This window comes from Streptomyces sp. NPDC058008 (assembly GCF_042886395.1).
In the GTDB taxonomy this organism is placed as follows: domain Bacteria; phylum Actinomycetota; class Actinomycetes; order Streptomycetales; family Streptomycetaceae; genus Streptomyces.
Genome location: NZ_JBHVQX010000048.1, coordinates 1 through 22,735 on the forward strand (window position 1 = coordinate 1; position 22,735 = coordinate 22,735).

General features: G+C 73.2%; 18 protein-coding genes. 15 read left to right on the forward strand and 3 right to left on the reverse strand.

What is annotated here, in order from left to right:
- Positions 1 to 751: 751 nt before the first annotated feature.
- Positions 752 to 2,395 (reverse strand): class I adenylate-forming enzyme family protein, encoded by a 1,644-nt coding sequence (locus ACFVS9_RS32375; RefSeq protein ID WP_389938262.1) that lies wholly within the window; start codon positions 2,393 to 2,395, stop codon positions 752 to 754.
- 254 nt (positions 2,396 to 2,649) lie between these two features.
- On the opposite strand from ACFVS9_RS32375, the gene ACFVS9_RS32380 reads away from it, so the two are divergent.
- The 14 genes from ACFVS9_RS32380 to hsaA all read left to right on the forward strand — a co-directional run bounded on the left by ACFVS9_RS32380 (position 2,650) and on the right by hsaA (position 18,556).
- Entirely contained in the window at positions 2,650 to 3,411 is a 762-nt protein-coding gene (locus ACFVS9_RS32380; RefSeq protein ID WP_389938265.1) for an SDR family NAD(P)-dependent oxidoreductase, read from the forward strand.
- A gap of 473 nt (positions 3,412 to 3,884) precedes the next feature.
- Positions 3,885 to 5,120, forward strand: coding sequence for an NADH:flavin oxidoreductase (locus ACFVS9_RS32385; protein WP_389938268.1), 1,236 nt, complete (start codon positions 3,885 to 3,887; stop codon positions 5,118 to 5,120).
- Between the two features lie 11 nt (positions 5,121 to 5,131).
- The gene (locus ACFVS9_RS32390; RefSeq protein ID WP_383117980.1) at positions 5,132 to 6,790 is read left to right on the forward strand and encodes an AMP-binding protein; all 1,659 of its coding nucleotides are present in this window, start codon (positions 5,132 to 5,134) and stop codon (positions 6,788 to 6,790) included.
- A gap of 61 nt (positions 6,791 to 6,851) precedes the next feature.
- Entirely contained in the window at positions 6,852 to 8,018 is a 1,167-nt protein-coding gene (locus ACFVS9_RS32395) for an acyl-CoA dehydrogenase family protein (protein WP_389938272.1), read from the forward strand.
- Positions 8,015 to 9,118: a bifunctional MaoC family dehydratase N-terminal/OB-fold nucleic acid binding domain-containing protein gene (locus tag ACFVS9_RS32400; protein ID WP_389938275.1), complete on the forward strand. Its 1,104-nt coding sequence runs from the start codon at positions 8,015 to 8,017 to the stop codon at positions 9,116 to 9,118. Before ACFVS9_RS32395 ends, ACFVS9_RS32400 begins: the two co-directional genes overlap by 4 nt.
- The gene (locus ACFVS9_RS32405; protein ID WP_389938278.1) at positions 9,118 to 10,227 is read left to right on the forward strand and encodes an acyl-CoA dehydrogenase family protein; all 1,110 of its coding nucleotides are present in this window, start codon (positions 9,118 to 9,120) and stop codon (positions 10,225 to 10,227) included. The genes ACFVS9_RS32400 and ACFVS9_RS32405 overlap by 1 nt, the downstream gene beginning before the upstream one ends.
- Positions 10,224 to 10,688 carry a MaoC/PaaZ C-terminal domain-containing protein gene (locus ACFVS9_RS32410; protein WP_389938281.1) on the forward strand — a complete coding sequence of 155 codons (465 nt, stop codon included), beginning with the start codon at positions 10,224 to 10,226 and terminating at the stop codon, positions 10,686 to 10,688. Before ACFVS9_RS32405 ends, ACFVS9_RS32410 begins: the two co-directional genes overlap by 4 nt.
- On the forward strand, positions 10,685 to 11,857 hold the full coding sequence (locus tag ACFVS9_RS32415; RefSeq protein ID WP_389938284.1) for a lipid-transfer protein: 1,173 nt from the start codon (positions 10,685 to 10,687) through the stop codon (positions 11,855 to 11,857). The genes ACFVS9_RS32410 and ACFVS9_RS32415 overlap by 4 nt, the downstream gene beginning before the upstream one ends.
- On the forward strand, positions 11,854 to 12,720 hold the full coding sequence (locus tag ACFVS9_RS32420) for a MaoC/PaaZ C-terminal domain-containing protein (protein WP_389938287.1): 867 nt from the start codon (positions 11,854 to 11,856) through the stop codon (positions 12,718 to 12,720). Before ACFVS9_RS32415 ends, ACFVS9_RS32420 begins: the two co-directional genes overlap by 4 nt.
- Positions 12,713 to 13,501 (forward strand): 2-keto-4-pentenoate hydratase, encoded by a 789-nt coding sequence (locus tag ACFVS9_RS32425; protein ID WP_383117973.1) that lies wholly within the window; start codon positions 12,713 to 12,715, stop codon positions 13,499 to 13,501. The genes ACFVS9_RS32420 and ACFVS9_RS32425 overlap by 8 nt, the downstream gene beginning before the upstream one ends.
- A 183-nt stretch (positions 13,502 to 13,684) precedes the next feature.
- Positions 13,685 to 14,617, forward strand: coding sequence for a 3-oxoacyl-ACP reductase (locus ACFVS9_RS32430; protein ID WP_389938290.1), 933 nt, complete (start codon positions 13,685 to 13,687; stop codon positions 14,615 to 14,617).
- Positions 14,618 to 14,878: 261 nt separating this feature from the next.
- On the forward strand, positions 14,879 to 15,682 hold the full coding sequence (locus tag ACFVS9_RS32435; protein ID WP_389938293.1) for an SDR family NAD(P)-dependent oxidoreductase: 804 nt from the start codon (positions 14,879 to 14,881) through the stop codon (positions 15,680 to 15,682).
- Positions 15,679 to 17,367: a FadD3 family acyl-CoA ligase gene (locus ACFVS9_RS32440; protein WP_389938296.1), complete on the forward strand. Its 1,689-nt coding sequence runs from the start codon at positions 15,679 to 15,681 to the stop codon at positions 17,365 to 17,367. Before ACFVS9_RS32435 ends, ACFVS9_RS32440 begins: the two co-directional genes overlap by 4 nt.
- A gap of 22 nt (positions 17,368 to 17,389) precedes the next feature.
- Entirely contained in the window at positions 17,390 to 18,556 is a 1,167-nt protein-coding gene (hsaA, locus tag ACFVS9_RS32445) for a 3-hydroxy-9,10-secoandrosta-1,3,5(10)-triene-9,17-dione monooxygenase oxygenase subunit (RefSeq protein WP_389938299.1), read from the forward strand.
- A gap of 451 nt (positions 18,557 to 19,007) precedes the next feature.
- Here hsaA and ACFVS9_RS32450 read toward each other — a convergent pair whose 3' ends face one another.
- Together ACFVS9_RS32450 and ACFVS9_RS32455 are read right to left on the reverse strand one after the other, a co-directional pair.
- Positions 19,008 to 19,820: an SDR family oxidoreductase gene (locus ACFVS9_RS32450; RefSeq protein ID WP_389938301.1), complete on the reverse strand. Its 813-nt coding sequence runs from the start codon at positions 19,818 to 19,820 to the stop codon at positions 19,008 to 19,010.
- A gap of 127 nt (positions 19,821 to 19,947) precedes the next feature.
- A complete protein-coding gene (locus tag ACFVS9_RS32455) occupies positions 19,948 to 20,565 on the reverse strand; it encodes a TetR family transcriptional regulator (RefSeq protein ID WP_383117967.1) in 618 nt (205 codons plus the stop codon).
- Between the two features lie 276 nt (positions 20,566 to 20,841).
- Here ACFVS9_RS32455 and ACFVS9_RS32460 point away from each other — a divergent pair, with 276 nt between their 5' ends.
- A complete protein-coding gene (locus tag ACFVS9_RS32460; protein WP_389938304.1) occupies positions 20,842 to 22,365 on the forward strand; it encodes an FAD-dependent oxidoreductase in 1,524 nt (507 codons plus the stop codon).
- Positions 22,366 to 22,735: the final 370 nt, after the last annotated feature.

The window sequence follows — 22,735 nt, forward strand, 5'->3', positions numbered from 1 at the left end:
CGGGAGGCCTGGCGGTGCCATGCGGAGTGCGCTCGGCTCCCTGAGAAAGGGGGTCTACGTCGCCCTGGTGCCTTCGACGTGGCGTACGCCGCCCGTCGCCAGGATCCCGTGGGTCGCGGCGGGCAGGGGGCGGCGCACGGGCCGTGACGGCGCCGACGCCGTCGAACCGCTGGGGGAGAGTGCGCAGCCCCGCGCCCCCGTCCTCCGTCCGACAACGGCACCGAACCCGTGTCCAGGACGTGAGGGCCCCGCTCCTCGGTGCGGGGCTCCCGATGTGCGGCAGCGCGCCTCAGGCGCGGCGGACGGGGCAGGGATCCGGGCAGCTGGCAAGCACCTGCGTGCGAGCGTCCCCGGCCCCGCGGCGCGGGACCGCCGTGGCCGGGGCCGATACGACACCACCCGCGGAGGCCCGCCCCCCTTGGCCCCGGCCGCGCGGAACCGTGGACCGGCTGCTGCGACTCCCCAAAACCGCCGATCCGAGAGCCGGGACCGGGACCCCGTCCACCGTGGCGGGGAGTCGTCGGGGTGCCCGACGCGCCGGAGCCCCGGTCCCGCCGGTCCCACCGAACGCGCGGTCCCGCCGGTCCCGCTGAACGTACAGTCCTGCCGGTTCTGCTGCTCCGCCGACCGTGCCGTCCCGTAGTAACCCCCGGAATGCCTGGAGCGAAGGGCCCACCGCACGCGTACGTCCAGCGGGCCCCGCACGCCACGCCACGCCACGCCATGCCACGCCACATGACGTGACGTGACGTCAGGCGTGGACCTCGCGGCGGATGACCTTGCCCGTGGCGTTCCTGGGAAGACTCTCGTCGGTGACACGCCAACGTGAGGGGACCTTGTAGTACGCGAGGCGCTCGCTGACGAAAGCGGTCAGGGTCTCCTCGTTGAGGCCGGAGCCCGCGTCGATGACGACCACCGCCGCCACCTCCTGGCCCAGGTCGGGGTGGGGGACCCCGGTGACCAGGCACTCCCGCACCCCTGGGTGCTCGGACAGCACGCTCTCGATCTCCGCCGGGTACACGTTCTCCCCGCCGCGCAGGATCAGGTCCGATCGCCTGCTGGTGAGCCGCAGCCTGCCGTCCTCCACCATCCCGATGTCGCCCGTGTGCAGCCAGCGGTCCGCCCGGATGGACTGGGCCGTGGCCCGGGGGTCCTCCCAGTAGCCGAGCATCACGTACGGGCTGCGCAGGCAGATCTCGCCCTCCTGGCCCTCCGGCAGCGGCCGGCCGGCCGGGTCGCGTACCTCCAGGTCCACCCCCACCACCGGCCGGCCCAGGGTGTCCGGCGCGACGGCGAGGTCCGCCGGGGTCCCCACAGCCGCGCCGGTGCAGCACTCGGTGAGCCCGTAGCTGTTGGCGAGGCCGTCGCGGGCCACCGGCAGCACCGCGCGCAGCCGTTCGTGGAAGGCGGGGGTCGACGGGGCCGACGCCAGCGCGAAGGACGTCAGCGACGACAGGTCGTAGCCGCTGAGGTCGCCGTGCTCGATCAGCCGGTTCGCCATCGTCGGCACCGCGCCCCAGTTGGTGACCCGCTCCCGTTCGATCAGCCGCAGCACCCGGTCCACCTCGAAGCGGCCCTGGTACATCACCACCGTCCCCCCGTCCATGAGCCGGGGGACCGCCAGATTGTGCAGTGACGCGATGTGGAAGAGGGGCAGCGACAGCAGGTGCCTCCGGTCCTCGGGCGCGACCGGGTCGCCCAACTCCGCCGCCAGCACGTTGTTGTAGCGCAGGTAGCCGATGACGGCCAGCAGATTGCGGTGCGTGTGCACCGCCCCCTTGGGCCGGCCCGACGTACCGCTCGTGTACATGATGACCGCGGGATCGTCCTCGTCGATCTCCGGCTTCGGCAACGGGGCGCCCGGGTGGCGCCGGACCAGATCCGGCACGTCCTTCTCGAACGTCAGCAACGGCACCCCGGAGCCGTCCACCTTTGCGGCCCGCCTGGCGTCGGCCAGGACCACCTTGGGCCGTGTGTGCTCGATACCGCGGGCGATCTCGGGCGCCGTCCACCACGAGTTGTAGGCGACGGCGATGGCGCCGAGCGAGACCGTCGCCCAGAACGCGATGACCCAGCCGGGGTTGTTCGCCGCCAGCAGCGCCACCCGGTCGCCCTTGCCTACGCCGTACTCCTGCTCCAGGACCCGGGCAAGGGACGCCACTCGGTTCGCGTGCTCGGTGAACGAGATCCGCTCGTCCCCGGCCACGATGTAGTCGCGCTCACCGTGTCGCACGGACGCGGCCACCACATCGGCCAGTGACCTCTCCCGGTGGGCGAACACCTGCGTGCGTGCTCCGAGCACGTCCTCGCGGACCAGCTCGAAGGCACCGCCGGGGCCGGTCAGCCGCCGCAGGATCTCCGGCACCGTTTCCTGGTGATCCGCCGTCGCGCTCATGCGCCTCCCTCTCGCCGGAGTGGATGATGTGCGCGCCATCGTTCTCCTCCGGCTCGTGCGGGAAAGCGCGGTTCCCGGTCACCGGGACGCCGGCCGCGAGCACCCACGAGGCCCTACCACTCAGTGGGACCGCTGCCCCCGCGCCGCCCGCGCCACCCGAACCTGGACGGCCGCGGGCGCCCGGCCGGGCGCAGCCGCACCGACCGGTACCGCCCGGCCGGAGCGGTGCCGCACCACCGGGAAAGAGGGATCACGTGGGACACCTCCAGGGCAAGGTCGCGATCGTCACCGGTGCGGGTCAGGGGGTGGGCCAGGGCATCGCCCTCGCCCTGGCAGGCGAGGGCGCGGCAGTCGCCGTACTCGGCCGGACGGCGGCGAAACTGGAGGCCACCCGCGACCTGCTGCGGGCCCGCGGAGCGCGGGCCGAGGTGTTCACCTGCGACGTGTCGGACACGGCACGGATCCCGGGACTGGTGGACGAGATCGCCGAGCGTCTGGGACGTGTCGACGTCCTCGTCAACAACGTCTACGACGGTGCCTACGGGCCGCTGCTCTCGCTGAGCGACACCGACTTCCAGAAGGGGTTCCGCAGCGGCCCCTTCGCCACCTTCGCGTTCATGAAGGCCTGCCACCCCCACCTCAAGAGCTCGGGGGACGGTGCCGTCGTCAACCTGGTCACCTCCGCCATGGTCCGCTGGGACCTGAGCACCTACGGCGCCTACGCGGCCGCCAAGACCGCCGTCCGCTCCCTGACCCGTACCGCCGCGAACGAATGGGGGCCCGACGGGATCCGCGTGAACGCGATCGCCCCGCACGCCGCGTCACCCGGCTACCTGCGCTGGGCCGATGCCAACCCGCAGGAGGCCGAGGCCTTCTGCGCCTCCGTGCCGCTGCGCCGGGTCGGCGACTGCGAGAGGGACATCGGCCGGGCCGTGGTGATGCTGTGCGGGCCGGACGCCCGCTACCTCACCGGCGCGACCGTCCCCCTCGACGGCGGCCAGGCCAACTTCGACTGACGGCCGCTTCCCGGCGGGCGGCGTGTCCTCGTCGGGCCACCCGTTTCCCGGCGGGCGGCGTGTCCCGCACGAGTCGTCCGTCTTGCGATCACAGGTGCGTCCCCGCGCGGGGCGCCCGTTTCCCGGCGGGCGGCGGGCCCTCGTCGGGCCACCCGTTTCCCGGCGGGCGGCGTGTCCCGCACGAGTCATCCGTCTTCCGATCACAGGTGCGTCCCCGCGCGGGGCGCCCGTCCCCCCGGCGTGCGGCGCGCCCTCGTCGGGCCACCCGTCTCCCGGCGGGCGGCACGTTCCCGCAGGGGCACCCGCCTCCCGGTCACCGGCACGTCCCGGCCCGTCGGGTGCCCCGCCGGCCGGGGACGTACCGCCCGGCCGGAGCGCCCCTCCCGGTCAGCGGGACGAGCGCCCGACCGGCCGCCCAGCGCCGCATAACGTCGCGACCGCCACCACGACGGGTGCGCGGACGGAGGATCACCTTGACTGAGACATCGCAGCAGCCGCCCGGAACTCCGGACGTCCTGGCCCCCGCGACACTCGGACCCATCACCCTGCGCAACCGCATCGTCAAGGCGGCGACGTACGAGGGGCTGAGCCGAGACAGCCTGGTCACCCAGGACCTGATCGACTTCCACCTCCGGTACGCGCGGGGCGGGGTCGGCATGAGCACCGTCGCCTACTGTGCGGTGGCGCCCGAGGGCAGGACCGACAGGCACCAGGTCCTGTGGCGGCGCGAGGCCCTGCCCGGGCTGCGCAAGCTGACCGACGCCGTGCACGCCGAGGGCGCCGCCGTCTCCGCCCAGATCGGTCACGCCGGCCCGGTGGCCAACCCGAAGTCGAACGGACTTCCCGCGCTCTCGCCCAGCCGGCACTTCCACAGGACGACGCTCAGCTTCGCCAAGGAGGCGTCCCGGGCCGACATCCAGCGCATCGTCCGCAACCACGCCGACGCTGCCGCCATGGCCGTCGAGGCGGGCTTCGACTGCGTCGAGATCCACCTGGGCCACAACTACCTCGCCAGCTCCTTCCTCAGCCCGCGCATCAACCACCGCAAGGACGAGTACGGCGGCAGCCTGGAGAACCGGTTCCGCTTCGCCCGGCAGATCGTGCGCGCCGTGCGCGAGGCGGTCGGCGACCGGATCGCCGTCATCGCCAAGCTCAACATGGACGACGGTGTCCCCGGCGGCTTCTGGCTCGACGAGGCCATCCCCGTCGCTCGCACCCTGGAGAGCGACGGCTGTCTCGACGCCCTGGAGCTGACCGTCGGCAGCTCCCTGCTCAACCCCATGTACCTCTTCCGCGGCGACGCCCCGCTCCACGAGTTCGCGCAGATCATGCCCGAGCCGATGAAGACGGGCATCAAACTCGTCGGCAGGAAGGTGCTGCACAGCTACCCGTACGACGACGCCTACCTCCTCGGACAGGCCCGCCAGATACGCGCCGCCGTCGACATGCCGCTGATCCTGCTCGGCGGGATCACCGGCAGGCCGAGCATGGACCTGGCCATGGACGAGGGCTTCCAGTTCGTCGCCATGGGCCGCGCCCTGCTGCGCGAACCCGACCTGATCAACCGCATCGCGGCGGAAGCGGACACCCCCTCGCTCTGCATCCACTGCAACAAGTGCTTCGTCACCATCTACGGCGGCACCCGTTGCGTACTCGTCGACCCGCCCGGCCGCGGTACCGCCGCCGGCAAGACGCCCATCACCGCCTGAGGGGGACGACGTTGGCACCCGACACCATCGCCGATCTGCTCCTCGCCCGCGCGGGGGACGCCCGTCCCGGTCTGCGCACCCGGCACCGGGACTGGACCTGGGACGAGGTCGTGCGCGAGAGCGCGGCCCGCGCCTCACTGCTGCGCGAGCCGCGCACCGACGGCCCGTCCCACATCGGCATCCTCCTCGACAACGTGCCGGAGTACGTCTTCTGGCTCGGCGGAGCAGCCCTCGCCGGCGCGGCCGTCGTCGGCATCAACCCGACGCGGCGCGGCAGTTACCTGGAGCAGGAGGTGCGCCGTACCGACTGCCGGTGGATCATCACCGACCGGGCCGGGCTCAAGCTCCTCGACGGACTGGACCTCGGCGTCCCGGCCGAGCGGTACCTGCTCGTGGACGAACCGGCGTACGGGACGGCCCTCGCCGCGCACGCGGCGGCCGAGCCCGTCCGCGACCCCGCCGTCACCGCCGCCACCCGCATGCTGCTGCTGTTCACCTCCGGCACCACCGGCGCCTCCAAGGCGGCGATCTGCTCGCAGGGCCGCCTCGCCGCCCTCGGACACGACAACTCCGCCAAGTACGACGTCGGCGCCGACGACGTCTGCTACTGCCCGATGCCGCTCTTCCACGGCAACGCGCTGATGGCCCTGTGGGCCCCGGCCCTGGCAGCCGGTGCCACCATCGCCCTCACCCCCAAGTTCTCCGCCACCGGCTTCCTGCCCGACGTGCGGCACTTCGGCGCCACCTTCTTCACCTACGTCGGCAAGGCCGTCGCCTATGTCCTCGCCCGTCCCGAACAGGACGACGACGGCGACAACCGGCTGACCCACGCCTTCGGCACCGAGGCGTCCCCCGAGGACCAGGCCGCTTTCCTGCGCCGCTTCGGCTGCCGCCTCATCGAGGGCTACGGCTCCAGCGAGGGCGCCGGCATGCTCGCACGCGTCCCCGACGGGCCGCCCACCGCGCTCGGCAGGCCCGCGCGCGACGGGGTGCGGATCGTCGACGCCGAGACCCGCGCGACCTGCCCACCCGCGCGCCTCGACGAGCACGGCCGGGTACGCAACCCGGAGGAGGCGATCGGCGAGATCGTCGACACCGAGGGCGCCGCCCGCTTCGAGGGCTACTACAGGAACGACGCCGCCAACGCCGAACGCGTCCACCACGGCTGGTACTGGACCGGCGACCTCGGATACGTCGACGAGGCCGGGTACTTCTACTTCGCCGGACGGAGCGGGGACTGGATCCGTGTCGACGGGGAGAACACCTCCGCCCTGCTGACCGAACGCGTCCTGCGCCGGCACCCCGACATCGTCGCCGCCGCGGTCTTCGGCATCCCCGACCCCCGCTCCGGCGACCAGGTCATGGCCGCCCTGGAGATCCCCCGGGGCACGGCCTTCGAGGAGCTGCGACTGCCCCGGTTCCTCGCCGGCCAGCAGGACCTGGGCACCAAGGGCACACCCCGCTACGTCCGCGTCTCCCACGCCCTGCCCACGACCGGCTCGGGCAAGCTGCGCAAGAAGGAGATACAGGTCGAGAGCTGGCGCGTGGACGAGCCGGTCTACCACTGGCGGGGCCGCGGAGAGCCCGAGTACGCCCTGATGACCGACGAGGACAAGGCGGCGCTGCGCGCGGAGTTCCTCGCCAGCGGACGAGGACGCTTCCTGCCCTGAGAGCCCCGACACAGGCTCCGATTCCGCCGGCGAGGAGACACGAGAGGAACTGGAGAACCACATGCGACTGCGCGAGAGCGCCGCTCAGCTCGGACTGCGCCGTGAGCTGAGGGCGTACTTCTCCGGGCTGCTGCCCGAGGACGAACGGCGCCGAGCCGGTGAGGAGGGCGTCGGCGGCCCCCGCTTCCGCGAGATCGTCGGCAGGCTCGGCGCCGACGGCTGGCTCGGCATCGGCTGGCCCACGGAATACGGCGGCCAGGGCCGCTCCGTCGAGGAGCAGTACGTGTTCTTCGACGAGGTCCAACGGGCCGGTCTGCCCTTCCCGTTCGTCACCGTCAACACGGTCGGGCCCACGCTCATGCGGTACGGGACCGAGGAGCAGAAGAAGCGGTTCCTGCCGGGCATCCTCTCCGGCGACACCGTCTTCGCGATCGGCTACACCGAGCCGGGCGCGGGCACCGACCTGGCCTCCCTCAGCACCAGGGCGGTGCGCGACGGCGACGGGTTCACCGTCGACGGCGGCAAGATCTTCACCAGCGGCGCCAACACCGCCGACCACGTGTGGCTGGCCGCCCGCACCGACCCCGACGCGGCGAAGCACCGCGGCATCTCCATCCTGATCGTGCCCACCGACGCCACAGGCTTCTCCTGGAGCCCCATCCACACCGTCGGCGGCATGGTGGTCACCGCCACCTACTACGACGGTGTACGGGTGCCCGCCACCGACGTGGTCGGCGACGTCGACGGCGGCTGGCGGCTGCTGACCGCCCAGCTCAACCACGAGCGCATCGGACTGGCCGCCCTCGGCGGACGCATGATCCAGCTGTGGGAACAGGCCCTGGAGTGGGCCAGGGACAACGGAACCCTCGAACAGCCCTGGGTCCGCCAGGAGTTCGCCCGCACCCACGCCCGGCTGGAGGCCATGCGGCTGATGAACTGGAAGATGACCGACGCCGTCGCCCACGACCGGCTCACCGGAGCGGACGCCGGCGCGGCCAAGACGTACGGCACCGAGACCCACATCGACGTGCAGCGCACCCTGACCCAGATCCTCGGCGCGGCGGGCCGCATCCGCCCCGGTTCGCCCGGCGCCGCCCTGGCCGGACAGGTCGAACAGCTCTCCCGGCAGGGCATCGTCAACACCTTCGGCGGCGGAGTCAACGAAGTGCTGCGCGACATGGTCGCCGTCCAGGGACTCGGCCTTCCCCGCAAGGGGCGTGGCCGGTGAGCACACGCAGCGGGAACCCCCGCGACACGGCCGGCACGGCCGGTACCGCCGACTACGAGGAGCGGCTCGGCGCCTTCGTCGGCCGCGAGCTGACCCCCCTGACCCCCGGCCAGGACCCGGTCAACCAGCCGATGATCCGCCACTGGGCCGAGGCCATGGGTGACACCAACCCCGTCTACACCGACGAGGCCGCGGCCCGCGCCACCGGACGGCCGGGCGTGGTCGCCCCCGCCTCGATGGTGCAGGCGTGGACGATGCGCGGGTACGCGGCCACCGTCTCGCCGCCGCCGGAACGCCGCCGCTCCGACGAACTGGTCGATCTGCTCGGCGAGGGCGGATACACCTCCGTCGTGGCGACCGACTCGGAGCTGGAGTTCACGCGCGAACTGGTGCCCGGCGACCACGTCGCCGTGCGGGAGGTCGTGGAGTCCGTCTCGCCGGAGAAGAGGACACGGCTCGGCGCCGGCCGCTTCGTCACCACGGTGAGGACGTACCGCGACCAGGACGGCGAGGTCGTCGCCACCCAGCGCTGGCGCACCCTGCGCTTCCGCCCCGCCGCGACGCCGGACACCACCCCGGAGCCGGACACCACGACGACCGCGGCGGACCCGGACCCCACCACCGCACCGGACGCGGTGGACCCCGCAGGAGCCGAGCGGGCCGCGGCTGCGCCCGCCCGCGCCGAACCGCGCGCCCTGCGCCCCCGCCCCGCCCTCAACGGGGACAACGCCTTCTGGTTCGAAGCCGCCAGGGAGCACCGGCTGGTCATCCAGCGCTGCCTCTCCTGCGCGGCCACCCGCCACCCGCCCGGCCCCTGCTGCCCGCACTGCGGCTCCTTCGAGTGGGACACCGTACGCGCCTCGGGCCGCGGCCACGTCCACAGCTTCACGGTCAACCACCACCCCAGACACCCGGCGTTCGACTACCCGCTGGTCGTCGCCCTCGTCGAACTCGCCGAAGGCACCCGCCTGATCACCAACCTGACCGGCGTCGCCCCCGAGGACGTCACCATCGACATGCCCGTCGTCCTCGACTGGCTCGACGCCGACCCCGACCTGTCCCTGCCGGTGTTCCGGCCCGTCGCCTCGGAGAACCGCTGATGGACTTCTCGCTGGGAGAAGAACTCGAAGAGCTGCGGGCCCTGGCCCGCGAGATCTTCACCGACCACGCCACGCCCGAACGGCTGCGGGCGGCCGAGACGTCCCGGACCCGCGTCGACGACAAGCTCTGGGCCGACCTGAGCGCGGCGGGACTCCTCGCCGCACCGCTTCCCGAGGACGCGGGCGGCGCCGGTCTCGGCCTGCCCGGAATCTGCGTCCTGCTGGAGGAGCAGGGCCGCCGCGTGGCACCCGTGCCACTGTGGACGGCCGCCCTCGGCGCGCTCGCCCTCGCCGTCCACGGCACGGCCGCGCAGCGCGCCGCGCTGCTGCCGGCCGCGGCCGACGGGTCGGCCCGCATCACCCTGGCCCTGGAGGAGTTCGCCCCGGCCGACCCACGCACGCCCCTCACCACGGCCGTGTCCGAGGGCTCCGGCTGGCGGCTCACCGGCACCAAGGCCGTGGTGCCCTCCGCGGCCGGCGCCGCGCACGTGCTGGTCACCGCCACCACCGACGCCGGCACCGGCCTCTTCCTGATCCGCCGCGACGCCCCCGGCACCACCTGGACGCCGGCCGAGACCACCACCCACGACCTCGCCGCCCACCTCGGCCTGGACGCCACCCCCGCCGAAGCGGTCGGCGCGCCCGGGACCGGCGTGGGGGAGTGGATCGACGGCCACGCCCGTACGGCGCTCGCCGCGGTGCAACTCGGCGTGGCCCAGGGCGCGGTGCGGTACGCGGCCGACCACCTCAGCACCCGGGAGCAGTTCGGCCGCCCGCTGGCCACCTTCCAGGCCGTGCAGCACCAGCTCGCCGACTGCGTCATCGAGACCGACGCCATGCGCGTGACGCTGTGGCAGGCGGTGACCGCGCTGGCGGACGGCGAGGACACCGAGCAGTCGGTGCTGGTCGCCACGTGGTGGGCCGGTGAGGGCGGTCTGAACGTCGTCCACCGCGTCCAGCACGTGCACGGCGGCATCGGCGTGGACACCGACTACCCGGTGCACCGCCACTTCCTGTGGGGCAAGCAGATCTCGACCACCCTCGGCGGGGCCGCCGGCGACCTGGCCCGCCTCGGCGACCTCCTGGCGGAGCGGACGGTGACCTCATGACGGTGCCCGTGACCCGCACGTACGACGAGGTGACGGTCGGCGAGCGGCTGCCGCCGCTGGAGATCCCCGTGACCCGGACCCTGATCGTCGCCACGGCCCTGGCGAGCCGCGACTACCAGGACGTGCACCACGACCCCGAACTGGCCCGCGAGCGCGGGTCCGGGGACGTCTTCATGAACATCCTGACCAGCAACGGCCTGGTCGACCGGTACGTCACGGGATGGGCCGGACCGGCCGCGAGCGTACAGGCCATCCGCGTCCGCCTGGGCGCGCCCAACCACCCCGGCGACACCATGGTCCTCACCGGCACGGTCACCGCCAGGTCCGGCGGGACCGGCGGGCGGGACGAGGCCGGTGCGAGGGGCCGCGTAGAGATCGCGGTGCGCGGAACCAACGGCGTCGGCACACACGTCAGCGGCACCGTCACCGTGCTCCTGCCCAGGAAGGCCGGTGCGCGATGACCGGGACCGCACCGGCCGTCATCGCCGGTATCGGCGCCACCGAGTTCTCGAAGAACTCCGGCCGCAGCGAGCTCCAGCTCGCCTGCGAGGCCGTCCTCGCCGCCCTTACGGACGCGGGCCTCACCCCCGCCGACGTCGACGGCCTGGTCACCTTCACCGCCGACACCAGCGGCGAGATCCACGTGGCCCGCAACACCGGCATGGGCGAGCTGACGTTCTTCTCCCGCGTCGGCTACGGCGGCGGAGCGGGCTGCGGCACCGTGCGGCAGGCGGCCATGGCCGTCGCCACCGGCGCCGCCGAGGTCGTCGTCTGCTACCGCGCGTTCAACGAGCGCTCCGGCGAACGCTACGGCCTCGGGCAGGCCGACCGGGCCATGGACACCGGCGCCGACCGGGCCGCGTACGCGTGGATGACGCCGTACGGGCTGAACACACCCGCCCAGTGGGTCGCCATGTTCGCCCGCCGCTACATGCACGAGTACGGCGCCACCGGCGAGGACTTCGGCCGGGTCGCGGTGGTGGACCGCAAGCACGCGGCGAACAACCCGGCCGCCTGGTTCCACGGCCGCCCCATCACCCTTGCGGACCACCAGAGTTCACGCTGGATCGCCGAACCGCTGAGGCTGCTGGACTGCTGCCAGGAGACCGACGGCGGCCAGGCCCTGGTGATCGTCTCCGCCGACCGCGCCCGCGATCTGCCCCACCCGCCCGCCGTGATCCTCGGCGCGGCACAGGGCTCGGGCGACGACCAGCACATGATGACCAGCTACTACCGGGACCGCATCAGCGGCCTCCCGGAGATGGGCCTGGTCGGCCGGCAGCTGTACGCGCGCAGCGGCCTCGGCCCCGACGACATCGACGCCGCGATCCTCTACGACCACTTCACCCCACTGGTGCTGCCGCAACTGGAGGAGCTGGGCTTCTGCGCCGCGGGCGAGGCCAAGGACTTCATCGCCGACGGGAACCTGGAACTCGGCGGCAGGCTGCCGGTGAACACCCACGGCGGGCAGCTCGGCGAGGCCTATCTGCACGGCATGAACGGCATCGCCGAGGCCGTACGGCTGGTCCGCGGCACGTCCGTGAACCAGCCCGGCAACGCCGCCCACGTCCTGGTCACCGCCGGTACGGGCGTACCGACCAGCGGCCTGATCCTGGGAGCCGCCCGATGACCGCCCCTCCGGCCGTCTCCCCGTGGCGCGGCCACGACCTCGGCACCCGCACCGTCGCGTACACCGAGCGCGACGCGATCCTCTACGCGCTCGCGGTGGGCGCGAGGGCCGACGACCTCGACCTGGTCTTCGAGAAGCGCCTGCGGGTCCTGCCGGCCTTCGCGCTGACCCTGGCCCAGTGGGCGCCCGACGCCCTCGGCGCGCTCGGCGCCTTCGACACCACGACCGCGGTCCACGGCTCCCAGCGGCTCACCGTCCGCCGGCCGCTGCCCCGGTCCGGGGAGGTGTCGATGAGCGCACGCGTCGCCGAGGTGTGGGACAAGGGCGGTGCCGCCGTCTTCGACGTCGAGGTGAAGAGCCACCACTTCCTGGCGACCTGGTCCCTGTTCGCCCCCGGCAGCGGAGGCTTCGGCGGCGAGCGCGGGCCCAGCGGCCCGAAGCGCCCCGGACAGCCGGCCGGCCGGCGGCTGAGCGTGGCCACACACCCCGAGCAGGCGGCCCACTACCGGCTGCTCGGCGACCGGCACCCCATGCACATCGACCCGGAGGCCGCCCGCACCGCGGGCATGCGCCGGCCGTTCCTGCACGGCCTGTGCACACTCGCGGCCGTCACCCTGCCCGCCGCCGGCGCCCTGGGAGCCCACCCGGCCGGCCTGACGGAACTGGAGGCCCGCTTCAGCGCCCCCGTCTACCCCGGCGACAGGCTCGCCGTCGACGCCTGGGACGACGGCCCCGGCGGCCTGCGCCTGGAGGCATCGGCGTACGGCCGCCCGGTCCTCACCGGCGTGCGTATCCGCTTCGCCGGCGCGCCGGAGCACCCCTTCGACGCTCCCCTCCAGCAGAAGGAGACCTCGGATGCTTGACGCGTCGCAGCGCGCTGCCGCCGCCGACCTGCTGCGCCGGGCCGAACAGGACCGCGCCCCGGTCGCCCCGCTGGCCGGGACGTTCCCCGGCATCGGCGTCGTCGACGCCTACGAGATCCAGCTGAGCAACATCCGCAGGCGGCTGGAGCGGCCCGGGGTGAGCGTGACCGGCCACAAGGTCGGGCTGACCTCCGCGGTCATGCAGCGCATGATGGGCGTCGACGAGCCCGACTACGGTCATCTGCTCTCGGACATGGTGCTGGACGAGGACACCCCGGTGGAGACGGCCCGCTACTGCTTGCCGCGCATCGAGGTGGAGATCGGCTACGTCCTCGGCGACAGCCTGCCCGGCGAGGACTGCACCGAGAAGGACGTCCTCGCCGCGACGCAGTACGTCGTCGCCTCCCTCGAACTCATCGACAGCCGGATCACCGACTGGCGGATCGGGCTCGTGGACACCATCGCCGACAACGCCTCCTCCGCCGGCGTCCTCCTCGGCGCGACCCGCGTCGCCCCGGCGGACCTGGACCTGGCCGACATCGGCGCCGTGCTGTACCGCGGCGACGAGGAGGTCGCGCGCGGCCGCACCGGCGCGGTCCTGGGGGACCCGACCACGGCGGTCGCGTGGCTGGCCCGCAAGGTCGCGGCGTTCGGGGTACGGCTGGAGGCGGGGCACGTCATCCTGCCGGGCTCGTGCACCGCCGCCGTCGACGCCCGGCCGGGCGACCACTTCCGGGCCGAGTTCGACGGCCTGGGCGCGGTCTCGGCCCGGTTCGTCTAGGGCGGACGTGGCCCGGGAAGGCCGGCACACACAGGGAGGTCCCCGGGAAGAGCGGGGCCGGTGCGGCGCGGCCGTGCGGCGGCTCCCACCACTCAGCGGGACAGCTGCGACGGCAAAACAAGAATTCATACTAGTTTTTGCCGCGCCGTATCCGTCACGCAGGACAGGAACGAAAGAGGCAGCATGAGCACCAGGACCAGTCTGGAAGGCCGCACGGCCGTCGTCACCGGGGCCGGAACCGGCCTGGGCCGCAGCGAGGCGCTGGCACTGGCCGCCCAGGGCGCCCACGTCGTCGTCAACGACGTGGGCCCCGCCGCCGAGGACGTCGTCGCCGAGATCAAGGCCCTCGGCGCCGACGCCGTCGCCGCCACCGGCGACATCGGCGACTGGTCCATGGGCGACCGCCTGGTCCGCACAGCCCTGGAGACCTTCGGCAGCCTGGACATCGTCGTCAACAACGCGGGCATCCTGCGCGACAAGATGGTGTTCAACCTGACCGAGTCCGACTGGGACGACGTCATCCGCATCCACCTCAAGGGACACGCGGCCGTCACCCGAGCCGCCGCCGCGCACTGGCGGGCGGCCGGAAAGGCGGCAGGCGGTCCGGTCTACGGGCGGATCGTCAACACCTCCTCCGAGGCGTTCCTGTTCGGCGCCCCCGGACAGCCCAACTACTCCGCCGCCAAGGCCGGCATCACCGCCCTCACCCTCGCCACCGCACAGGGCCTGGCCCGCTACGGCGTCCGCGCCAACGCGATCTGCCCGCGCGCCCGCACCGCCATGACCGCCGACGCGTTCGGCGCCGGCGCCACCCCCGAGGGCGGCATCGACATCATGGCCCCGGAACGGGTCGCCACCTTCGTCGGCTACCTCGCCTCCCCGGCCGCCGAAGACATCAACGGTCAGGTCTTCGTCGCCTACGGCGACATGGTCGCACTGCTCGCACCGCCCACCGTCGAGAAGAAGTTCACGGCGGCGGACGGCACCTTCACCCCGGAGGAGCTGGAGGCCACCCTGTCCCCGTACTTCTCCGGCCGCGACCAGCACCGCACCTTCGCCGCCTACAGCGTCGCCGCACTCGACACCACCGGCACACAGCCCACACCCGGCAGCTGAGACGCGGCCCGCCCCGCCCGGACGCCGTAGGGCCCGGCACCGCCGAATAGCCGTAGGGCCCCGGCACCGCCGAGTACCGGCCCGCACGGGCACCTCACCGGCCGCACGGGCGCGGCGAGTCCGGGCGAGGCCGCCCCGGAGCCCGCACGCCCGGGGCGACCGCACCCGCCGCGCCGGGGAAACCCGCAGGCCACCCCGCCCCCCTTTCACCCGCTCTCCACCCGCCATCGCGCGGCCCCAATCCCCGCAGGAAGGAAACCGATGACGGACAAGGACCTCTACGGCCCGTGGGCGGTCATCGCCGGCGGATCCGAAGGAGTGGGCGCCTCCTTCGCCCACCAGCTCGCCGACGCCGGAATCAACCTGGTGCTCATCGCCCGCAAGGCGGGCCCCCTGGAAAAGACGGCCGCCAACACCCGCGCCAAGGGCGTCGAGGCCCGCACCCTCCAGCTGGACCTGCTCGACCCCGGCGCCCTGGACACGATCCGCGCCGTCACCGACGGCCTCGACGTCGGCCTGCTGATCTTCAACGCCGGAGCCAACACCTACGGCCACGAGTTCGTCGGCGGTGAACTCGACCGCGTCCAGGCCGTGATCGACCTCAACATCACCTCCCAGCTCGCCCTCACCCACCACTTCGCCGAAGCGATGAAGGAACGCGGCCGGGGCGGCGTCCTGCTCGTCGGCTCCCTCGCCGGCTACATGGGCCAGGCACGGCTGAGCACCTACTCCGCGGTGAAGGCGTTCAGCCGGGTCTTCGCCGAGGGGCTGTGGCTGGAGCTCGCGCCGCACGGCGTGCACGTCCTCGAACTCGTCCTCGGCGTGACCCGCACCCCCGCCATGGAACGGGCCGGCCTGCGCATGGACCTGCCCGGCCTCAACGTCGCCGACCCCGACGACATCGCCCGCGAGGGCCTGGAACACCTGGCGGACGGCCCCCTGCGGATCGCCGGCGGAAACCTGGCCACGGCCGAGGAACGCTCCGCCGTCCGCGACCGCACCGGCCTCGTCCGCGGCGCCCACGAGGCCTCCCAGCGCCTCCTTCCCGAGGAGCGACGGGCATGACGGCCGACGCGGCCACCGTCCCCGCCCTCCTCGCCCACGCCTCCGAGACCTTCCCGGACGCGGAGGCCCTCGTCGACGGAGACCTACGGCTGACCAACCGTCAACTGCACGATCAGACCCTCGCCGTCACCAGATCACTGATGGCACTCGGCATCCGGCGCGGCGAACGCGTCGCCCTGTGGGCGCCCAACAGCGCCCGCTGGATCACCACCGCGCTCGGCGTGCTCAGCGCCGGAGCCGTACTGGTCCCCGTGAACACCCGGTACAAGGGAGACGAGGCCCGCTGGCTGCTGGAGAGGAGCCGAGCCCGGCTGCTGCTCGTCGAGAACGGCTTCCTCGGCCACGACTACCTGGACATGATCGGCGCCGAGGCCCCCGATGCCATGGAGGCCCCCGAGACCGCCCAGTCTCCCGATACCGCGAAGGACACGGCGGGGGAGCGGAGCCCCGTACCCGGCCTCCCCGCACTCGCCCACGTGATCGACCTCGCCCGACCGGCGGCCCCCGACGACGGTCAGGACCCGTCGCACCGCCCCCGCGCCACCGCCTTGGAGGCCTTCCTGGACCTGGGAGCCTCCATCCCCACGGCCGACGCCGTCACCAGGGCGGCGGGCGTACGCGAGGACGACGTGTCGGACGTGCTGTTCACCTCCGGCACCACCGGCCGCCCCAAGGGCGTGATGACCACCCACCGCCAGAACGTCCGCACCTACCTGGGCTGGTCACTGCGGACCGGACTCACCCGAGGCGACCGCTACCTCATCATCAGCCCCATGTTCCACTGCTTCGGCTACAAGGCGGGCGTCCTCGCCTGCCTGCTGCGCGGCGCGACGATGGTGCTCCAGCCCGTCTTCGACGTCACCGAGACCCTGCGCCTGATCCAGCACGAGACGATCACCGTCCTGCCCGGCCCGCCCACCGTCTTCACCACCCTCCTGGACGCCCCCGGCCGCGACAGCCACGACCTGTCATCGCTGCGCCTGGCCGTCACCGGCGCCGCCACGGTGCCGGTCGCCCTGGTCAGACGCGTACGGGCGGAACTCTTCCCCGTCGTGGTCACCGCCTACGGCCTCACCGAGTCCTGCGGCACCGTCACCGTCTGCCGCGCCGCCGACGACGACGAGACCATCGCCCGCACGGCCGGCCGCCCCATCGACGGCGTCGAGGTACGCATCGCCGGCACCGACCGCGAACCGCTCCCCACAGGGCAGGACGGCGAGATCCTCGTCCGCGGCTACAACGTGATGCTCGGCTACCTGGACGACCCCCGGGCCACCGCCGCCACCGTCGACGACCAGGGCTGGCTCGCCACCGGAGACATCGGACACCTGGACGAAGCGGGCCGGCTGACCCTGACCGGACGCCTCAAGGAGATGTTCGTCGTCGGCGGGTTCAACGTCTACCCGGCCGAGATCGAACAACTCCTCAGCCGGCACGACGCCGTCTCCGAGGCCGCCGTCATCGGCGTCCCCGACGAACGGCAGGGCGAGGTCGGACGCGCCTACGTCACCCTCCGCCCCGGCACCAGAGCCACCCCGGACGAACTCACCGCCTTCTGCCGCGCACGCCTGGCCAACTTCAAGGTGCCCCGCGAAGTCGTCGTACTCGACACCTTCCCACGCAACGCCGCAGGCAAGATCAGCAAAGCCGACCTGGACACCCGGACCGACCCCGACGCCCGGTAGCGACACCCGAAGGGACGACCCCATGCGCAACACGGTTCTTGAAGCGGTGCGCGCCCTGCTCCCCGCCATCGCGGACAGGGCCCGGGCCACCGACGAAAAGGGACACGTCCCCGAGAAGACCGTGCGCGAACTTCAGGCCGCCGGAGTCTTCCGGATGCTCCAGCCCCGCGCCTTCGGCGGACACGAGAGCGACCCCGTCGACTTCTACCAGACCGTACGGGCCATCTCCGCCGCCTGCTGCTCCACAGGCTGGATCACCTCCGTCCTGGGCGTCCACCCCTGGCACCTGGGACTCTTCACCGCCGAGGCACAAGCCGAGGTCTGGGGCCACGACCCCGACACACTGCTCTCGTCCGCGTACGCACCCGTGGGCCGGCTCACCCCCGTCGACGAGGGCTACCGGCTCACCGGCCACTGGAGCTTCTCCTCCGGCTGCGGCTACGCCGGCTGGGCACTGCTGGGAGCGCTGGTCGTCGGCGACCAGGGGCGGCCCGTCGACTTCCTCACCGTGCTCGTGCCCCGGTCCGACTACCGGATCGAGGACGCCTGGGACGTCGTCGGCCTCCGCGGCACCGCCAGCAACGACATCGTCGTCGACCAGGCCCTCGTCCCACCCCACCGCGTGATCCGCAACTACGAGACGGCCCAGCTGAAGGGACCCGGCCAGAAGACCAACCCCGGCCCGCTGTACCGGCTGCCGTTCGCCGCCGTGTTCACCAGCGCGGTCACCGCACCCCTCGTCGGCGCCGTCGCCGGCGGCTACAGGTCCTACGTCCGCCTGATGAGGGAACGCACCCGGCTGAGCCTCGGCGGCGGCCGGTTCGCCGAGGACCCGCACACCCAGGTCGCCGTCGCGCGCGCCGCATCCGAGATCGACGCGACGATCCTGCAGATGGACCACAACATCGGGGAGCTCACCGCGCGCGCCGCCGCAGGCCAGGACATCCCGATGGAACTGCGCCTGCGCACCCGCCGCGACCAGGTACGCGGCACCGAACGCACCATCGCCGCGATCGACCTGCTCTTCAAGACGGCGGGCGGCAACTCGCTGCGCCGCGGCAACCCGATCGAACGCGTCTGGCGCGACGCCCACGCCGGCAGCGTGCACGTCGCCAACGACGTCGAACGGACCCTGGCCATGTACGGGCGCAACGCCCTGGGCCTGACGGTCGAGGACAACCTGATCTGACCCGCCCCCCGACACCACGCGCTCACGGTGCCCCGCCTGGCCAGGGGACCCGTTCCCTGCCGGGCAGTGTCACCTCACCCCGCCCGGCCCGGGGCCCTTCTCTGCCGGGCAATGGCACGGCACCTCGCCTGGCCCGGAACCCGTTTCCCGCCCGGCAACGACACGGCGCCCCGCCTGGCCCGGGGCTCGTTCCCCGCCGGCAATGGCACCTCACCCCGCCTGGCCAGGGGACCCGTTCCCCGCCCGGCAACGACACCCCGCCCGGCCCGGAACCCGTTCCCCGGCCGGGCCCGCTGCCGCCCTCACCGCACCGGCCCCACGCCCACGGGCGCGGTCCGTGACCCCTCCTGCACCCGCTCACGGGCGAGGCCCTCGGGGAGTCCGCCCTCCGGGCGGGCTGGACCGCACACCGCCCGGCGGCTACCGCCGGGACCCACCGGGCGGCAGCCGCCTACTCCGCCCCTGGCGACACGCCTGCGCACCCCGGCCGGCTCCGGGACACCGCGAGATAGCGGGCGGGCAGCTCCCCGCCGCCGTGCACCGCGATATCCGCGCCGTTCACGTACCTGGCCAGGTCTCCGGCCAGGTACAGACAGGTCCGGGCGACATCCTCGGGGACGGCCATCCTCCCCATCGGGATCACTCCGGCGACGGCCGCGCCACCGTCCTCGCCGTACACCGGGGCGGCACTCTCGGTACGGATCAGCCCGGTCGTGATGTGGTTGACCCGCACCCTCGGCGCCCACTCCAGGGCCAGGGCCCGGGTGAGACCGAGCAGTCCCGCCTTCGCCGCCGTGTACGCGGCGGTACCCGGCTGCGGGGTGTGCGCCGAGACACTGCCGATGTTGATGACCGAACCGCCCTCGTCCTGGGCCCGCATCACCCGGTTCGCCGCCTGAGCGGTGTAGAACGGCGCCAGCAGGTTCAACGCGACGATCCTCTCGACGAACCGCGGCGAGACGGTCGCCGCATCGGCGTCAGGGGAGCCGCCCGCGTTGTTCACCAGGACGTCCAGCCGCCCGAACCGCTCCACCGCGCCGTCGACCAGCCGGCTCGCGGCCTCGGGATCACGCACGTCCGTGGCGATGAACACCGCCCGCCGCCCCGCCGCCGACGGCAGCGCATCCGGCTCACCGCGCCCGCAGACAACGACGTGCGCCCCGGCCGCGAGGAACGCCCCGGCGATGCAGAAGCCGATGCCCTTCGTTCCCCCGGTCACCACCACGACCCGGCCCGTCAGATCCAGAGGATTGCCGATGTCCATGATCCGCCTTCCCCGCCGGGCGGAGGCCCGGCCGTCATCGTCGAACCCGACGATCGAAGCAGCCGGACCACGGGACAGGCGGGGACGGTCCCGATGACCGGGAACCGGGAACGAGGGCGCGGCCCCCTCAGCGCGCGGCGGTTCCGGAACGGGCGCCCAACAGCACCTGGCACGCCAGCCGGATCTCGGTCTCGGCGTCGACGAGGGTCGTGTGGCCGTAGATCACCGAGACGAGCACCCCGTGCCAGCTCTTCATCAGCAGCCGGATCAGCCGGTTGTCCCGGTCCGTCGGGTGTTCCAGCCCGAGCAGCCTGAGCACCGTACGGTGCACCCTTGCCTCGATACCGGCCGCCTCGCTGACCGTGGCGGTATGAGCGGCATAGTTGCTCTGCATCATCGCGCTCGCCAGCAACGGGGTCCGCAGCATGTGCCGCGTCGACCGCAACAGCGTCTCCGCGACGGCGTCCACGGGATCGCAGGCGGCGAGGATCTCGGGCGACTCGTCGTCCATATGGTCGACCTGGTCGGCCATGATCGCGGTGAAGAGATGCGTCTTGGACGGGAAGTAACGGTAGAGCGTGGCGATCGCGACACCGGCCTCCTTGGCCACGTCGTGCATCTGCACGTGCTCCAGGCCCCGCTGCGCCCCCAGACGGGACGCGACGTCCAGGATGCGCGCGTACCGCGCCTTCTGCCCGGGTGACTGCGGCTCCGCCGCTGGCCGATGCTCGGCGACTCTGGGCACGATTCCCCTCTCCCCGGCTCGTGATCGCGTCCTCGGCACACCATGCTATCGGTGCGGACGCCCCCGCGGACGGGAGACGGCCGCGGACCCCGGGGACACCACCGGGCCCGCCCGCCCCATCACAGCGCCTCCTCCCGCCGCCGCGCACCCCCACGTACTGCTCAGTGGGACCAGGGCCGGCACACCACGCCGACCGGGGGTTTCCTGACGCCCGCAGGACACACCGGCGAAACACCTTACGAACGCCGAGCACCGGCGAGTGCGGGAGGCCGAACCGTGACGCACGAACAGGAATGGGACGAGGAGTACGACGTCATCGTCGTCGGATCCGGAGGCGGAGCGCTGACCGGCGCCTACCTGGCCGCCCGCGCGGGCCTGGACACCGTCGTCGTGGAGCGGACGGGCCGCCTCGGCGGAACGAGCTCCTACTCCGGCGGCGCCATGTGGCTGCCCGGCTCACCGGTCCAGCGCCGCGACGGCGTCCCCGACTCCACCGAGTCGGCCCGCACCTACCTGCGGGCGCTGCTGGACGACAGCGCCGAGGCGAAGCTGGAGACCTTCCTCGCCCAGGCCCCCGCCCTGGTCGAGCGACTGGAGCAGGACCCGGCGCTCACCTTCACGTTCCAGGCGTTCCCCGACTACTACGAGCGTCCCGGCAGGGTGCCCGGCGGACGCTCCTTCGTCCCCCGGGCCCTCGACCCGGCCGAACTGGGCGACGACCTGCTCGCCCTGATCCGCCCCCCACTGGACCGCGACCGCGCCGGCCAGGACCACGACACGTCGGCCCCGCTGACCGCCGGACGCGCACTGATCGGCCGCCTCCTGCTCGCGTACCACCGCACCGGGCACGGAGCCGTGACCACGGACACCGTCATGGACGAACTCGCCGCCACACCCCGACGGGTCACCGGGATCCTCGCCACCCGGCAGGGCAGACGCATCCGTATCGGCGCCCGCAGGGGTGTCCTCCTGGCCGCCGGCGGATTCGAGCACAACGAACGCCTGCGCGGCGTCCACGGCGTCCCCGGCCGCTCCGACTGCTCCATGGCACCGGCCGGCACCAACCTCGGCGAACCCGTCGAGGCGGCGGTGGCGCTCGGCGCGGCCACCGATCTGATGCACGAGGGCTGGTGGTGCCCGGGCGTCCGGATGCCCGACGGGCGGCCCGCCTTCGTCTGCGGCTTCACCGGCGGCCTCGTCGTCGACGCGAACGGCTCCCGCTACGCCAACGAGTCCCTGCCCTACGACCGGTTCGGCCGGGAGATCCAGGCCGAACCGGACCGCACCCCGTCCTTCGTCGTCTACGACTCCCGTACCGGCGGCAGGCTCCCGGCGGTCACCCAGCCCCCATGGGGCGACCCCTCGGCCCACCTCGACTCCGGCACCCTGGTGAAGGCGGACACCCTGGAGGAACTGGCCGGCATCCTCGGCGTGGACGCGGGCCGGCTCACCGCCACCGTGGCACGCTTCAACAGCTTCGCCGACAACGGCAAGGACGAGGAGTTCGCCCGCGAGGCCGACGAGTTCGGACACTGGTTCGGCGACCCCGTGCTGCGGCCCGTGCGCGAGGCCCCCTACTACGCGGCCCGGATCGTGCTCTCCGACCTGGGCACCAAGGGCGGCCTCGTCACCGACACGTCGGCGAGAGTCCTCCGGGAGGACGGCACCCCCATCGCTGGCCTGTACGCGGCCGGCAACACCAGCGCGTCGTTCACCGGCCCCTTCTACCCGGGCCCGGGCATCCCCCTCGGCACGGCGATGCTCTTCGCCTCCCGGGCCACAGCCGACATGTCCGCCTGACCCGCCACCGCCCGTACGGCGCGGCAGCCGCCCTGGCAAGAGCCGGCGGCGCCCCGGCCGGGATTCCGGCGACGTCAGCGCCCGACCCGTCCGGGGTCAGCGCCCGGCCGGTCGGGGGCCGAGCCCGACCCGTCCGGGAACCTGAGGCCTGGCTCCGGGGGACCGGGTGAACGCACCTCGGGGCACGACAACGCCTCGGGGCCGTCCGGCCCATCGGCGCCCGTGACCGTGCCGCACCCACCCTTCCCACCGGGATACCGCTGAGTGGGACCGGGGATCCGGCGGGACGCCGGGCGCCGTACGTTCACGGAGACATCACCGTCGGCCGGCCCACCGGGGACCGCCCGTGCGCCGACCGCGACGGGTCCGC